This window comes from Cupriavidus sp. FW305-F7, assembly GCF_058782875.1.
Genome location: NZ_JBYSYC010000050.1, coordinates 26,283 through 40,272, shown reverse-complemented (window position 1 = coordinate 40,272; position 13,990 = coordinate 26,283). Strand labels below are relative to the sequence as shown.

Annotated in this window: 14 protein-coding genes; 9 read left to right on the top strand and 5 right to left on the bottom strand. The window is 69.0% G+C overall.

Annotation, left to right across the window (positions count from 1 at the left end):
• The first annotated feature begins 62 nt into the window (after positions 1-62).
• The 5 genes from zwf to AC3WL8_RS33095 are packed head-to-tail and all read left to right on the top strand — an operon-like array spanning position 63 to position 5,329.
• The gene (gene zwf, locus AC3WL8_RS33115; protein ID WP_211982230.1) at positions 63-1,520 is read left to right on the top strand and encodes a glucose-6-phosphate dehydrogenase; all 1,458 of its coding nucleotides are present in this window, start codon (positions 63-65) and stop codon (positions 1,518-1,520) included.
• Positions 1,521-1,554: 34 nt separating this feature from the next.
• A complete protein-coding gene (pgl, locus tag AC3WL8_RS33110; RefSeq protein WP_211979510.1) occupies positions 1,555-2,235 on the top strand; it encodes a 6-phosphogluconolactonase in 681 nt (226 codons plus the stop codon).
• 36 nt (positions 2,236-2,271) lie between these two features.
• A complete protein-coding gene (gene glk, locus AC3WL8_RS33105) occupies positions 2,272-3,285 on the top strand; it encodes a glucokinase (RefSeq protein ID WP_211979509.1) in 1,014 nt (337 codons plus the stop codon).
• A gap of 2 nt (positions 3,286-3,287) precedes the next feature.
• Positions 3,288-4,001 carry a response regulator transcription factor gene (locus AC3WL8_RS33100; protein ID WP_153954301.1) on the top strand — a complete coding sequence of 238 codons (714 nt, stop codon included), beginning with the start codon at positions 3,288-3,290 and terminating at the stop codon, positions 3,999-4,001.
• Positions 4,001-5,329: a sensor histidine kinase gene (locus AC3WL8_RS33095; protein ID WP_153954300.1), complete on the top strand. Its 1,329-nt coding sequence runs from the start codon at positions 4,001-4,003 to the stop codon at positions 5,327-5,329. The genes AC3WL8_RS33100 and AC3WL8_RS33095 overlap by 1 nt, the downstream gene beginning before the upstream one ends.
• Before the next feature lie 123 nt (positions 5,330-5,452).
• On the opposite strand, the gene AC3WL8_RS33090 is transcribed toward AC3WL8_RS33095, so the two are convergent.
• Positions 5,453-6,388: a 2-hydroxyacid dehydrogenase gene (locus AC3WL8_RS33090; RefSeq protein ID WP_013954083.1), complete on the bottom strand. Its 936-nt coding sequence runs from the start codon at positions 6,386-6,388 to the stop codon at positions 5,453-5,455.
• Between the two features lie 386 nt (positions 6,389-6,774).
• On the opposite strand from AC3WL8_RS33090, the gene AC3WL8_RS33085 reads away from it, so the two are divergent.
• Complete coding sequence (locus AC3WL8_RS33085; protein WP_013954082.1) at positions 6,775-7,230, top strand: YccF domain-containing protein; 456 nt, start codon at positions 6,775-6,777, stop codon at positions 7,228-7,230.
• Positions 7,231-7,234: 4 nt separating this feature from the next.
• On the opposite strand, the gene AC3WL8_RS33080 is transcribed toward AC3WL8_RS33085, so the two are convergent.
• Genes AC3WL8_RS33080 through AC3WL8_RS33070 form a run of 3 tightly spaced genes read right to left on the bottom strand, consistent with a single transcriptional unit; the run spans position 7,235 to position 9,601 of the window.
• Positions 7,235-7,705, bottom strand: a complete 471-nt coding sequence (locus AC3WL8_RS33080) for a MarR family winged helix-turn-helix transcriptional regulator (RefSeq protein WP_013954081.1) — start codon at positions 7,703-7,705, stop codon at positions 7,235-7,237.
• Between the two features lie 44 nt (positions 7,706-7,749).
• Positions 7,750-7,929, bottom strand: a complete 180-nt coding sequence (locus AC3WL8_RS33075; protein WP_013954080.1) for a hypothetical protein — start codon at positions 7,927-7,929, stop codon at positions 7,750-7,752.
• A complete protein-coding gene (locus AC3WL8_RS33070; protein ID WP_492379710.1) occupies positions 7,919-9,601 on the bottom strand; it encodes an FAD-dependent oxidoreductase in 1,683 nt (560 codons plus the stop codon). Before AC3WL8_RS33070 ends, AC3WL8_RS33075 begins: the two co-directional genes overlap by 11 nt.
• A gap of 194 nt (positions 9,602-9,795) precedes the next feature.
• Between AC3WL8_RS33070 and AC3WL8_RS33065 the strand changes: the two genes are divergently transcribed.
• The 3 genes from AC3WL8_RS33065 (at position 9,796) to AC3WL8_RS33055 (ending at position 13,472) form a co-directional block, all read left to right on the top strand.
• Positions 9,796-11,583, top strand: a complete 1,788-nt coding sequence (locus AC3WL8_RS33065) for an OPT/YSL family transporter (RefSeq protein WP_492379709.1) — start codon at positions 9,796-9,798, stop codon at positions 11,581-11,583.
• A gap of 123 nt (positions 11,584-11,706) precedes the next feature.
• Positions 11,707-12,864 (top strand): acyl-CoA dehydrogenase family protein, encoded by a 1,158-nt coding sequence (locus tag AC3WL8_RS33060; RefSeq protein WP_013954077.1) that lies wholly within the window; start codon positions 11,707-11,709, stop codon positions 12,862-12,864.
• Between the two features lie 32 nt (positions 12,865-12,896).
• Positions 12,897-13,472: a hypothetical protein gene (locus AC3WL8_RS33055; RefSeq protein ID WP_041228757.1), complete on the top strand. Its 576-nt coding sequence runs from the start codon at positions 12,897-12,899 to the stop codon at positions 13,470-13,472.
• Positions 13,473-13,574: 102 nt separating this feature from the next.
• Here the strand turns inward: AC3WL8_RS33055 and AC3WL8_RS33050 are convergent, their stop codons facing one another.
• Positions 13,575-13,949 carry a hypothetical protein gene (locus AC3WL8_RS33050; protein WP_010811174.1) on the bottom strand — a complete coding sequence of 125 codons (375 nt, stop codon included), beginning with the start codon at positions 13,947-13,949 and terminating at the stop codon, positions 13,575-13,577.
• Positions 13,950-13,990: the final 41 nt, after the last annotated feature.

The following is a 13,990-nucleotide window of genomic DNA, read 5'->3' as shown; positions in this document are numbered from 1 at the left end:
TTGCCACCATGCAAACCCGCCCATGGCGGGTCCTCAACCGCACAAGGAGTCCCAGGGTGAGCATGCCTGATTTCGACATGGTGCTGTTCGGCGGCACCGGCGACCTGGCGCGGCGCAAGCTGCTGCCTTCCCTGTTCGATGCGCACCACGCCGGCCTGCTGCATCCGGCCGCACGCATCCTCGCCACCGGCAGCCTGCCGCTCTCTACCGCGGACTACCTCGCCTCGCTGGAACAGACCGTGCGCCCCGGGCTGGCCCATGCGCCGCCCGAGTCATGGGACAAGTTCTGCGCGCGCATTGTCTACGTGCAGGCCGACGCACGCGTGCCCGCGCATTTCGATGCGCTGGCGGAGCAGGTGCTGGCACGCAAGCCTGAAGTGGTGGTGTGCTATCTCGCCACCGCACCGCACCTGTTCGTGTCGATCTGCGAGCAGCTGGCACGCACCGGCCTGAACACGCGCCAGGCGCCCAACGTGCGCATCGTGCTGGAAAAACCGCTGGGGCATGACCTCGAATCGAACGAGGCGATCAACTCCGCAGTGGCGAAGTTCTTCGCCGAAGAGCAGATCTACCGCATCGACCATTACCTCGGCAAGGAGTCGGTGCAGAACCTGATGGCGATCCGCTTTGGCAACGCGCTGTTCGAGCCGCTGTGGCGGCGCGAGTGGGTGCAGGACGTGCAGATCACCATCGCCGAAGAACTCGGCGTGGAAGCGCGCGGCGACTTCTACGACCGCACCGGCGCACTGCGCGACATGGTGCAGAACCACTTGCTGCAGCTCTTGTGCATGGTGGCGATGGAGCCGCCGGCCAGCCTCAGCGAAGATGCCATCCGCGACGAGAAGATCAAGATCCTGAAGGCGCTTAAGCCGATCACGCCGCAGGACGTGGCCGAGAAGACCGTGCGCGGCCAGTACCGCTCCGGTGCCATCGGCGGCAAGCCGGTGCCGGGCTACCTGGAAGAAGCGGGCATCGCGCCCGACAGCCGCACCGAGACCTTTGTCGCGATCAAGGCCGAGATCGCCAACTGGCGCTGGGAAGGGGTGCCGTTCTACCTGCGCACCGGCAAGCGCATGCAGTCCCGCGTGGCCGAGATCGTGATCCATTTCCGCGACGTGCCGCACGCGATCTTCCCGCGGCCGCTGACGCTGTCGCCGCAGAACCGGCTGGTGATCCAGCTGCAGCCAGAAGAAAGCATCCGCCTGTATTGCCTGGTCAAGCAGCCCGGCGACACGCTGGAGCTGACGCCGACCTCGCTCGACCTGGACTTTGCCAACTCGTTCAAGGTGCGCCGCGCCGGCGCCTACGAACGGCTGCTGCTCGACGTGATCCGCGGCCGGCTGGGCCTGTTCGTGCGCCGTGATGAACAAGTGCAGGCCTGGCGCTGGGTCGAACCTATCATCGACACCTGGGAAGCCAGCACCGTGCCGCCCAAACCCTATACCGCCGGCACCTGGGGGCCGGCCGCGTCGTCGGCGCTGATGTCGCGCGACGGCGGGCTGTGGCACGAGGAAGCCTGAGCCATGCGCCCGCAGAATCGCAAAGGAAACCATCATGCGCCAGTTTGAACATCCCACCCCGATGGACCAGGCCGAGGCGCTGGCCATCTCGATCGGCAATGCGCTGGAGCTGGCCATCCGCGTCAAGGGCTGGGCGGTGCTGGCGGTCTCGGGCGGACGCTCGCCGGTGGCGATGTTCGAGCGGCTGCGCCACCGGCATGTGCGCTGGGAGGCGGTGACCATCACGCTGGTCGACGAGCGCGTGGTGCCGCCCGACCACGCGGACAGCAACGCCGCCCTGGTGCGCGCGCACCTGCTGCGCGAGGCCGCTGCCAGCGCCGCCTTCGTACCGCTGATTGCCGATGCGCAGGACGTTGCCGCGCCGGCACAGGCGGTGGCGCGGGCCAACAGCGCATTTCGCCAGCCCGACGTGGTGGTGCTGGGCATGGGCGAGGACGGCCATACCGCCTCGCTGTTCCCGGATGCGCCCGAACTGCAGAGCGCGCTGAGCGAGCCGCAGCCCGGCTACGTGATCACGCACCCGTCAGTCGCGCCCCATGCCCGCATCACGCTGAACCTGGCGGCGCTGCTGGCCGCCGAGCGCGTGTTCCTGTCAGTGTCCGGCGCAGCCAAGGCCGAGGTGCTCGAACGCGCGCTGCAGGGACCTGCGCCGTCGTTGCCGGTCAGCCTGGTGTTGTCACGGCACCGGCACGGGCTTGACGTGTTCAAGACCTGACAGATCTGATTCCCAAGCGGAGCGATACCCGACGCCATGGCCACCACTGCATCCTCCTGCGCTGACTTCCCCCGCCTGCTCGGCGATGTGGGCGGCACCAACGTGCGCTTTGCACTGGAAACCGCACCAATGCGGATCGGCCCGGTGACCGCGCTGAAGGTGGCCGATTTCCCGTCGCTCGAAGCGGCCCTGCGCCAATATCTCGACGGCCTGGCCGCGTCGGGCAAGCCCGTGCCGCGCCACGCGGCGATCGGCCTGGCCAACCCGGTGACCGGCGACCAGGTCCGGCTGACCAACCACAACTGGTCGTTCTCGATCGACGGCATGCGGCGCGCGCTCGGGCTGCAGACCCTGGTGGCCATCAACGACTTCTCCGCGCTGGCGCTGGCCCTGCCGCATCTGCCTGCCGACGGGCTGGTGCCCGTGCGCGCCGGCACCGCGGTGCGCACCGCGCCGCTTGCGCTGATCGGGCCGGGCACCGGGCTGGGCGTTTCCGGCCTGGTGCCGGTGCCGGGCGGACCAGCCGTGGCGCTGGCCGGCGAAGGCGGCCATATCGAGCTGATGCCCGACACTGACGACGAATGGGGCGCCTGGCGCGCTGCCCATCGCAACGTCGGCCGGGTGTCGGCGGAACGGCTCCTGTGCGGCAGCGGCCTGTCGCATATCCATGCCGCGCTCGCCGCAGAAACGGGTACGCTTTTGCTTGCGCCGCTGCTGCCGGAGCAGGTCACCACCGGCGCCTTCGAGCGTCACGACCCGCTGTGCCAGCGCGCCATGACGGTGTTCTTCGGCCTGCTCGGCTCGGTTGCGGCCGACATCGCCCTGGTGCTGGGCGCACGTGGCGGGGTCTACCTGGGCGGCGGCATCCTGCCACGCTTCGTGCCGGCGCTGCAGGCCTCGGCCTTTGCCGAACGCTTCGTCGCCAAGGGCCGCATGCGCGGCTGGCTGGAGGCCGTGCCGGTCCATGTCATCACCGCCAGCCACCCCGCGCTGCCGGGACTGGCGCGCGCACTGGCCGAGCGGCTTGACGGTTCCGGCGGGAACGCATAGCCATGCGCGTGCTGCTGGTGGAAGACGACGCCATGATCGGCGACAGCGTCAAGCTGGCGCTGCGCCAGGAAGGCTTTACCGTCGACTGGGTGCGCGACGGCGACGCGGGCCTGGCCGCGGCCAGCACCGCGCAGGGCGGCCAGGCGTGCTATGACCTGATTCTGCTCGACCTCGGTCTGCCGCGGCGCCCGGGCCTCGACGTGCTGCGCACCTTGCGCGCGCGCGGCGTGCCGACGCCGGTGCTGATCCTGACCGCGCGCGATGCCGTCGCGGACCGTGTCGCGGGGCTCAATGCCGGCGCCGATGATTACCTGGTCAAGCCCTTTGACCTGCAGGAACTGGCGGCGCGCATGCACGCGCTGGCGCGCCGCGCCGCCGGCCGGGCGGAGCCGCTGGTCAGCTACGGCGACATCGTGCTCAACCCCACGACCCGCGAGGCCACCCACCGCGGCGAGCCGGTGCGGCTGTCGGCGCGCGAGTTCGCGCTGCTGTCCGCGTTGATGGCGCGGCCCGGCAAGGTCTGGTCGGTGCCGCAATTGCAGGAGCGGCTGTACGGCTGGGACGACGAGGTCGGCAGCAATACCGTCGAGGTCTATATCCACGCGCTGCGCAAGAAGTTCGGCGCGGCGCTGATCCGCAATATCCGCGGCGTGGGCTACGTGGTGCCGCGCCTCGATGGGGATGCTGCATCCGCAGGCGAAGGAGACACCCCCTGATGCGCTCCATCCAGCGAACCCTGCTGTGGTGGCTGGCCGCGGGCCTGCTTGCCGGCATCGCCGTCGCCACGGCGCTGATCTACGGGCAGGCACGGCAGGAAGCCAACGCGCTGTTCGACTACCAGATGAAGCAGATGGCCGCGGCATTGCCCAGCCAGTTCGCCGACCCGGTGGCGCCGCCTTTTCTGGGCGCGCCCGACGACCTGGCGCACGCCGACGAGGATGTGGTCATCCATATCTGGGACGGCTCCGGCCGCAGCCTGTACCTGTCGCATTCGCACCCGGCGCTGCCCGCGCGCGCGGAGCTGGGCTTTTCCAATGTGACCACGCAGCAGGGCGAATGGCGCCTGTACAGCATGCAGCTCGGGCCCACCGTGGTGCAGATCGCGCAGCCGATGAGCGCCCGGCGCACGCTGGCCGCGCGCATGGCGCTGCGCACCGTGGCGCCGCTGCTGTTGCTGCTGCCGTTGCTGGGCTGGCTGGTGTGGATGGCAGTGGGGCGCGGCCTGCGCCCGCTGCGCGAAATCGCCACCGAGGTGCGCGCGCGCGACGCCAACACACTGGCGCCGCTGGCCGTGCGCCAGATGCCGGACGAGATCGCTCCGCTGAGCGCCGCGCTGAACCAGCTGCTGGCGCGGCTCTCGCACGCCATCGACACCCAGCGCGCCTTCGTCGCCGACGCCGCCCACGCGCTGCGCACGCCGCTGGCCGCGCTGCAGTTGCAGGCACAGCTGGTGGAACGGGCTGAGAACGGCGCAGCGCGTGACGAAGCGATCGGCAAGCTGCGCCAGGGACTGGAGCGGTTGACCCACCTGGTCACCCAGCTGTTGACGCTGGCACGGCAGGAGCCGGGCGCAGCCATTCCTCCGCACGAACCGGTGGAGCTGCACCAACTGGCCGCAAGCGTGGTCGCGGACATGGCGCAGGCCGCGCTGGATCGCAATATCGACCTTGGGCTCGACGGCAGCGAGGACACATCGCCGGCGGTGGTGCGGGGCGATGTGGATGCGTTGCGCATCCTGCTGACCAACCTGCTGGATAACGCGCTGGCTTATATCCCTGCCGGAAGCCGTATCGATGTGCTGGTGGGTCGCAGTGCCGACGGGCGTGCCGTTGAACTGGTGGTCAGCGACAACGGGCCGGGGATACCCGCTGAAGAGCGTGCGCGTGTGTTTGATCGCTTCTATCGGGTGGCCGATGCACCCACCGGCGGGAGCGGGCTCGGGCTGGCCATCGTGGCGGAGATTGCGCAGTCGCATGGGGCGCGGGTGGTGCTGGAGGATGCGGGGCCAGGGTTGCGGGTGAGGGTGGTGTTTGGGGCCGGGTAGGTCTTGAGCTGCTGGTTGGGCTGCTGTCGCTCGGACAGAAAGTAGGTCGCCGGCTACGCCAGCGAAACAGCCCACGCAGCCAAGAGCGACGGCGTACCGTTGGCCAATGCAAAAGCTTGCCCCTCACCCCACCGGCGTCAACACCCCCTCCCCCGCAAAATGCCGCCGCGCATTCTCCAGGAACTGCATCACGGACGCCGTGATGGCCTCCGGCGACCAGCCTGCCACATGCGGTGTCAGCACGACGTTAGGACAGTCGAACAACACCACCGGCGGCGCCGGCTCGCTCTCATAGACATCCAGCCCAGCCCCGCCAAGCTTGCCGGCGCGCAGCGCTGAAGCCAGCGCCTCGGTATCCACCACGCTGCCGCGCGCGATATTGACGAGGAACCCGGCCGGCCCCAGCGCCGCCAGCACGCTTGCATCGACCAGGTGCCGCGTACCCGCCCCGCCCGGCGTGGCGATCACCAGGTAGTCCGCCCACGCGGCCAGCGCGCCGATGCTGTCGAAGTACCGGTACCCCGCGTCTTCGCGCGGCTTGCGGTTGTGATAGCCGATCTCGAGGTCGAAGCCTTCGCCGCGCCGGGCAATACGCCTGCCGATGGTGCCTAGCCCAACGATCCCCAGCCGCTTGCCCGAGACATTGGGCCGCAGCGGCAGCGCGGTGCGCCAGGTGCCGGCGCGCGTGGCCGCGTCCAGTTGCGGCACGGCGCGCACGGTCGCCAGCAGCAGCGCGAAGGCGTGGTCGGCCACGCAGCTGTCGTTGGTGCCGGCACCATTGGCCACGGCGATGCCGCGTGCGCGGGCGTGGGCCACGGCGATATTCTCGAAGCCCGCGCCCAGCGCACACACCAGTTCCAGTGCCGGCATCGCGTCGATCTCCGCCGCGGTCAGGCCGGTGGAGCCGATGGTCAGTACCGCGCGGATGCGTTCGCCCTGCGTGGCGATCTGCGCGGCGCGGCCTTCCGCGTCCGGCGCATAGAGGATCTCGAATCGTTCGGCAATGGCGTCGCGGTGGTGGGTAGCGATCTGGGTCAGGATCAGCAGCGTGGGCTTCATGGCGGGGACAGCGGAGTAGACGGTGGAGTCGGAGAAGGGTGACAGCGTGTTGGCTGCCCAGGGGGCTGGCGCGCGGATAGCGGGCCAGCGTCACATTCTAGCGCTGCGGCGTCGTGCTTGCCGAAGGCGCCAGCACGCGCGGAGGCACGCAGAAACGGGTACGCTTTGCCTGCGGAAGCGGGGTTTGCGACCGGCCTTGCAGAGTGCAATATGCCTATAAACAAGGCTCGAACGCGTTTCCCGAAGGACCGGCGACGCCGTTCAGCCGGTCCCGGCAAGGCACGCAGAAACAGGTACGCTTTGCGGCCACGACCCCCTCGCCGCCATGCCGGCACAACACCATTGCGTATCATGCGTGTTCTCTTCCTCACTCGTGAACGAACGGCATGCGCGCAATCGGCAACTTCCTCTGGTTCATCCTTGGCGGCGTGGTCATGGGCCTGGCATGGTGGCTGGCCGGGCTGCTGGCCTTTATCTCGATCATCGGGATCCCCTGGGGCAAGGCCTGCTTCGTGATCGGCACGTTCACGTTCTTCCCGTTCGGCAAGCAGGCCATCAGCCGGCGCGAGCTGACCGGGCGCGACGATGTCGGCACCGGTGCGCTGGGGCTGGTCGGCAATGTGCTGTGGTTTGTCGTTGCCGGCGTGTGGCTGGCCATCGGCCACGTGATGGCGGCGGTCGCCAACTTCGTGACCATCATCGGCATTCCGTTTGCGATCCAGCACCTGAAGCTGGCCGGCATTGCGCTGGCGCCGATCGGCCAGACCGTGGTCACCAATGAGGTGGCCGACGCCGCGCGCCGCGATGGCGCACGCGTGCAGGTGGACAACCTGCGCCGCTGAAGGCTCAGGCGCCGGCGTCTTCGGCGCCGTCTTCGTGCTGCTGGCCGGCGTGCGCGACCAGCCGGTCGAGCAGGCTGCCCAGCAGCGCCTGTTCGGCGTCGCTCAGGCAGCCGAAGATCTCCGCATTGCGCCTGGCGATCATCGCGATCGCCTGCCGGTAGAGCGGCTTGCCCTGTGCAGTCAGTGACAGCACCACGCCGCGCCCGTCGGCCTCGCTGGCCTCCTTGCTGACCAGCCCGCGCGCCACCAGCGCCTGCGCCGAGCGGCTGGCCTGGCCCTTGGTCAGGTTGGCGCCCTGCGCCAGCTCGTTGACCGACAGCGGCGCAAAGGCGCCGATCGCGGCCAGGCAGCGGCCCTCGCTGAGCGGCAGGCCGCATTGCTCCAGGTAGGCGGCGGCGCTGTCCTTGTCGCTGAGCTTGTTGACCTGGTGCAGGCGGTAGGTCAGGAACTGTTCGAGGCGTGGCAGTGGCTTCATGGCGTGTCCTTGTCAGGCGTCGGCATTCTAGTGTCCTATGTTCCCTATTGCCGGCTGTGCGCCTCGGCTTCGTCGATCAGCGCCAGCACCGGCGCCAGCGCCTCCTGCCGGCTCATCAGGCCCAGGCACACCATTGCCAATAGCAGCGGGGTGTGCGCTTCGCCGGCACGGCCCATGGCCTCGCAAAGGCGGGTGTAGGCGAGGTCGAGGTCTTCAGCTTGCATGTCGGGCTCCGGTTTGCAACAGGGGGTCGAGGCTGGCGCGCACGGCGTCCCATGACGGTTCGCGCCAGCGTGCCAGGACATAGCCATCGGGGCGGATGAGGTAGAGCGTGCCGGGTCGTGCGCCGTAGCGGGCGTGGGCCTGGCCGGCGACGTCGGCCAGCGCCGTGGCGCCGGCGACGTTGCCGCCGGTGACCACCACGCGTGCCTGCACGGCGTCCGGATGCGCGTGCGCGAACGCGGCCAGCGGCTCGGGCAACGTGGGCGCATCGCTGAAGTACAGCAACGTGAACCGTTGACCGAAGCATTGGGTAAGGTGCACGACCTCGTCGGGGCCTGCCACGCGCATTTCCGGCGCGGGCAGGCCGGGCGCGGTGCCAGGGCAGTCGTCGCCAAAGTCGCTGGGACCGTTCAGCGCGGAATCCGTATAGGCAATCGGTGCGGACTGCCGCGGATTGATCAGCGACCGCACCGCGGGCTCATGCTGCGCCAGACGCAGCGTGGCCTCGCGCATCAGCCGGAAGGCGAAGTCGGGCGGCGCCATGAACTCGGTGCTCTTGGCGCCGTAGGCGATGTTCTGCCGCGTGGCATGCACGCGTTCGGTCGAATAGGAATCGAGCAGGCTGTCGGGCGCCTGGCCGCGCAGCACCCACGCCAGCTTCCAGGCCAGGTTGCCGGCATCGTCCAGCCCGGAGTTGAGCCCGCGCACGCCAAAGATCGGCACCAGGTGCGCGGCGTCGCCGGCGAACAGCACGCGGCCGTGGCGGTAGTCCTGCAGCGTCAGGCACTTGGCGTTGTAGATCGAGATCCACAGCGGGCGCCACGGCTCGGTCTCGCCGATCATGTCGAAGTGGCTCTGCACGCGTGGCAGCACGTTCTCCGGCTTGACGGCTTCGTCGGGGTCTTCGTCGTCGCGGATCTGGTAGTCGATGCGCCAGACGTCGTCAGGCTGGCGGTGCATCAGGATGGTCGATCCGGGGTTGGAGGGCGGGTCGAACCAGGCCAGCCGCTCCACCTCGCGCCGCGTCTTCTGCACGATATCGACGATCACGTAGCGGCCTTCGTACTGGGTGCCTTCCATGCGCAGGCCCAGTTGCTCGCGCACGGTGCTGCGCCCGCCGTCGCACGCCACCAGCCATTGCGCGTCGACCTGCACCACGCCTGCGCCTGTCTGGATCTCGGCCACGACGCCGCTGCCGTGCTGGCGCACTGCCTGCACGCGCGCGCCGAAGCGCACATCCGCCGGCGCGGCGCCGTGCAGCGCGGCGTCATGGGCGAAGGCCTCCAGGTAGTACTGCTGGATATTGACCATCGGCGCGAAGCGCTCGCCGGGCTCGCTGGGCATGCGGAAATGCAGCACCTCGGCATCGCGGTAGTAGCTGCGCCCGCCTACCCACGGCAGGCCGGTTTCGATGGTGGTGCGGTCCGCGCCCACCCAGCCGAGGATCTCCAGTGAACGCCGCGCCATGCAGATGGCCCGGCTGCCGGCGCAGTAGCCGTCGTCGGCTTCCACCACCAGCGCGGCTATGCCCTGTCGCGCCAGCAACGCGGCCAGCGTCAGGCCGACCGGGCCGCCGCCGGCAATCAGTACCGGCACGCGCTGCGGCCATGGGCGCGATGACGAGGGCGGCGGTGCCGGCGGCACGGCCGCGTGGGGTGCAGTGGAGTCTGGCATGGCGGGGCTGTGGTGTCTCTGCGATGTAGTTGTGTACGCAACTATATCGGCCGGATGGTTGCGCGCGAAACTAGTGTTAACCCGGCCGGGCATCGACCGTCCGGCGAAAGTCGGAGACAAGTCGCACATCGCCGCAGGGCGGCCTTGGCCTATGCTTCGCAAGAGGCACACTGCCTCAGCCCGCGCGCCGCGCCATGCCAACGCTCCCGACCGATGCCGCACCCCGTGCCACCTGGCTGCCCTCGCCGGGCAGCTGGCAGTATCACGTGCTGCTGGGCGCGGCAGGCATGCTGGTGCTGGGGCCGCTGGGCGGCATCGCTGCCGCGTATATGAATTTCTCGCTGGGCTTCTTTGTCGGCGGGCAGGTGCTGGCGGGCATCCTCGGCTCGGTGGTGACGGCGGGCTATGGCGCGCCCGGGCGCCACGGCGCCAACTACATCCAGACCGCCGCGGCGTCGGTGGCGGGCATGGGCGGCATGGCCGTGGTGCTGCAGGCGATGGCGTGGCTGGGCATGGCGCAGCCGCCGCTGTGGCAGCTGGTGCTGTACATGTTGTGCATCGGCATGTTCGGGGTGGGCGTGGGCATGCTGTACACGCCATTGCTGGTGGACCGGATGCAGCTGACCTTTCCGTCGGGGCTGGCCGTGGCCAATATCCTGCGCGCGCTGACCGATCCGGCGCTGCTGCGGCGTTCGGTGGCCCGGCTTGGGGGCGGCATGGCGCTGGGCCTGGGCTGCGGCCTGGGCGCGGCGCGCATGCCGTGGCTGGCGGCGCTGGACCTGTCGGCTGCGACCTTCGGCGCGGGGATGATTGTCGGCGTGCGCGTGGGCATTGCCGCGCTGGTGGGCGGGCTGGCCGGCTGGGCCATGACCCCGTGGTTTGTCGCCGCGGGCTGGATGGCGACTGGCGAGCCCTATCGCAAGGCAACCTTCCTGGTAGCCCTGGGCATGATCATGGGGGCGGCAGCCGTCGATGTGGCCTTGCTGCTGGCGCAGGCGTGCCGCCAGTGGCGTGCGGGGCCCACGCCGCGGCACTCTGCGCCGCGGCGCGGGCCGGGCATGGGCTGGGTGGCGGCCTGGGCGCTGCTATGGGGCGCGGCCACGGTGGCGGCGGGCGTTGCCTGGTTCGGCCAGCCGTTGGGCTTCCAGCTGATGGCGGTGCTGCTGGTGCTGGTGTTTGCGCTGGTCAACGGTATCTCGGTCGGCATGGTCGACCAGAACCCGATCTCATCCGCCTTCGTGCTGTCCGTGATCCTGATGGCCGCCGCCGGGCTGCGCGCGCCCCATGTCGGGCTGATCGCCGCCACGGTCTTGCTGGTGGCCACGGCCGAGGCGAGCGACATGCAGCAGGACCGCTCCACCGGCTGGCGCCTGGGCAGCGACCGCATAGTGCAGTTCGGCTACCAGGTGGCGGGCATCGTTGTGGGTGCGCTGGTTGCGGTGGCGATGGCACGGCTGTTCATGCATGCCTACCCGGTGCTGGCGCTGGACCAGACCAGCCTGCCGGCCGACCAGCAGCCGGCGCGCTGGACCTCGGCCATGACATACAAGATCGTGGGCGTGCTGCACGGGCTGGCGCAAAGCCGTGCCGGCCAGCATGTGGCGGTGGCAACGGGCCTGGGGCTCGGCCTGGCCACCGCGGTATTGCGCAAGGCCATCCTCGGCCGGCCGGCATGGCAGCGCTTTGCGCAAGCCAGCCGGCGCGGGCGGGTGGCCGATTTCCTGCTCGATGCGGTGATCCTGCCCTCGCCCTATGCGTCGTCATTCGGTGGCTTCGTCAACCTGGCGGCGGCCGGGTGGATGGCGGCCGGCGGAGTGATGGCGAGCCTGGCCGCTGCCGTGGCCAGACCCGCAAGGCCGGCCCAGGGTTTGCCGCAGGACATGAGCACCGCATCGCTGGTCGGTGGCGGCCTGATCGCGGGCGATGCGCTGGCGGCGCTGGCCATCGGTGTGGCGGGCCTGTTATCCGCCACATGGGGTTGAGGCCCGCTGCGATTGTCAAATTTTATTGACGCTTCTGTCCAAGTTTCAGTGGATTGTCAAATCTCGCGACCGGCGTACCATAGGCGGCCAGACTGACGCACTGGCTTGACCCGGAGAATCACCATGGCCCTTGACCAAGAATCCTTTGCCCTGCTGCGCGCCTCGGTGCAGCGCTTCATCGACGAACGCCTGAAGCCCGCCGAAGACACGCTGGAGGAAACCGACGACGTGCCCGCCGAGATCGTCGCGGACATGAAGGAGATGGGCCTGTTCGGCATCTCCATCCCCGAGAACTACGGCGGCATCGGCCTGTCGATGTCGCAGGAATGCGATGTGGTCTATGACCTGGGCCATACCGCCTTTGCCTTCCGCTCGGTGTTCGGCACCAACGTCGGCATCGGCTCGCAGGGCATCCTGATGGATGGCACCGAGGAACAGAAGCAGCAGTACCTGCCGCGCATCGCCAGCGGCGAGCTGATCATCTCGTTCGCGCTGACCGAGCCGAACGCCGGCTCCGATGCGGCTTCGCTGCAGACCAAGGCCGAGCTCGACGGCGACCACTACGTCATCAACGGCACCAAGCGCTTCATCACCAACGCGCCGCGCGCCGGCGCCTTCACGCTGATGGCGCGCACCGGCGGTGCGGGCGCTTCGGGCATCTCGTCCTTCATCGTGCCGGCCGACACCCCGGGCATCTCGCTGGGCAAGCCGGACAAGAAGATGGGCCAGCGCGGCACCAAGACCTGCGACGTGGTGCTTGAGAACGCGCGCGTGCCGGCCGCCAACATCATCGGCGGCGTGCCGGGCGTCGGCTTCAAGACCGCGATGAAGGTGCTCGACCGCGGCCGCCTGCATCTCTCGGCGCTGGCCTGCGGCATGGCGCATCGCCTGATCACCGACGCGGTGGCGTATGCCAAGGAGCGCAAGCAGTTCGGCAAGCCCATCGGCGACTTCCAGCTGATCCAGGGCATGCTGGCTGACAGCCAGGCCGAGCTGTACGCCGGCCTGTCGATGGTGCGCGACTGCGCCCAGCGCTACGATGCCAAGCCCGCCGGCAAGAGCGATCCGGAAGTCAGCATGCTGGCCTCGTGCACCAAGATGTTCTGTACCGAGATGGTGGGCCGCGTAGCCGACCGCGCGGTGCAGATCCATGGCGGCGCCGGTTATATCGCCGAGTACAAGGCCGAGCGCTTCTACCGCGACGTGCGCCTGCTGCGCCTGTATGAAGGCACCACGCAGATCCAGCAGTTGATCATCGCCAAGCAACTGCTGCGCGACTGACCCAGTAAACGCCCCGCGCGGCAGGAGTCGACGTGAACACGATGCAGTTACGCGGGCCGGACAGCCCGCTGCAGGCAGGGCATGATGGCGACGCGCCGCACCGGCTGCGCGCCGTGGTGGCAACTTATCGTCCCACGCTGCAGGCCTATACGCTGGCGGTGTCGCCGGCCGAGTTGATGGCACTCAGCGCGCTGCCGGCAGAGATGGCGGGCGGCGTGGGCGGCACCTGCGATCCACGCGCGCACGCGCACCTGGCGCGCCTGCGTGGCGAGGTCCAGGCCAGCGGCATTGCGTTGCCGGGTGCCATCGTGGTCGCGGTCAACGGCGGCAGCCTGCAATGCGAGTTTGACCACCTCTACACGCTGTCGCTGCATCCGCGCCGTGGTGACCGGCTGATCGTGCTGGACGGCTATGAGCGGCTGCTGGCGCTTGCGCATGGCGAACGGCGGCAATGCAAGACGCTGGTGTCGGCGGTGCTGTGGCGCGCGGCGCTGGATACTGCCGCGGCGGTGCCAGCGGCGGAGGCCGCCAACGAAGTGATCGACGCAGCCTTGGCGCAGTCGTCGTGCGCGGCGCGCTGGGCCAACGCCACGCGGGTGTGGCATTGACCGGGGCACCGGGCACGAAGAACGGGCTCAGCGCAATGTGACGGAAGCCGCCTGCATGGCGGCTTTTTTCTCTTCTAATGGTCTGACGTGCGCGCAAGCCGCTTATTGCGGCCACACGCCATCGACATCGCGCAGCAGGTGGCCGGCGAGGATATAGTCCCCGAGCCGCGTGGCCTTGGCCTCGAGGTCGAGCAGTTCATGGTCCGCCAGCGTGCCCAGATCGAACTGGCAATAGAGATTGCGTTGACGGAACGTGGCCTTGGGTTTGGCCAGCCCTTCGATCAGGGCTTCGCGGGAACGGACGGCGATGCTTTCTTGTCCGCGATACTGCACCTTGATACCGCGCTTTTCTCCGAGCCTGCCGAGTTCGACGGCATCCTGCCATCCTGTCTCGTAGTCCAGCTCAAGCGCCAGCACGCCTTCCGAGGCCAGAAGCCTGAGCGCTTCTGCCTTGCTGCCAGCTCGCACGATTGACATCCACACCTCTTATATCGACTTATACTGTACGAATATACAGT